The sequence below is a fragment of the Zoogloea sp. genome (assembly GCF_023150065.1).
In the GTDB taxonomy this organism is placed as follows: Bacteria; Pseudomonadota; Gammaproteobacteria; order Burkholderiales; family Rhodocyclaceae; genus Zoogloea.
In genome coordinates, this window is record NZ_JAKLLN010000103.1 from 1 (window position 1) to 760 (window position 760).

The window sequence follows — 760 nt, forward strand, 5'->3', positions numbered from 1 at the left end:
AGCGGCGGGTGGTGGAGTTGTCGGCCTGCTCGAAGGCGTTGAAGAGCTGGGCGAGCTGGGCTTCGGAGATGCCGATGCCGGTGTCGGCGATGCGGAACAGGAGCGCGTCGCCGTCGAGCCCGGCGTACAGCGACACCTCGCCCTTTTCGGTGAACTTGAGGCCGTTGGAGAGCAGGTTGGTGAGGATCTGGCCGAGGCGCAGCGGGTCGGTGAGGCAGCTTGCGGGCAGGTCAGGTGCCCGCTCGAGCCGCAGCGTTAGGCCGCGGCTTTCGGCCCGATCCTCGAAGGTGGCGGTGATGGCTTCGAGCAGGGCTGGCAGATCCACGGGCACGGCTTCGATCTGCAGCTTGCCGGCCTCGATCTTCGAGAAGTCGAGGATGTCATTGACCACGCCCAGCAGCAGCTTGCTTGAATCGAGGATGTGGGCGAAGGCGTTGCGCAGGCGGAGGTCGGTGCTGTCCCGGTAGCCGATGCGGGCGAAGCCGAGAATGCCGTTGAGCGGGGTGCGGATCTCATGGCTCATGTTGGCCAGGAACATCGACTTGGCCTGGGTGGCCTGCTCGGCGCGGGCGCGCGCCTCGACCAGTTCCTGGCGGATCTGCTCGCGGTCGAGGATGTCGCTCTCGATGGAACCCGCCATCGAGTTGAAGGTGTCGCGCAGGGTCCGGATCTCCGCCACGCCGGCCACGTCGGGGATGCGCGCGTCGTACTCGCCGCGGGCCAGCCGGTCGGTGGCGGCGCACATGTCCTCGATGGGCTG

The 760-nt window shown here is 67.6% G+C and carries 1 protein-coding gene; it reads right to left on the reverse strand.

Features of this window, described 5'->3' with window-relative positions; genetic code table 11:
• A partial coding sequence (locus L6Q67_RS23665; protein WP_296576014.1) for a histidine kinase dimerization/phospho-acceptor domain-containing protein occupies positions 1–760 on the reverse strand: 760 nt, incomplete at both ends.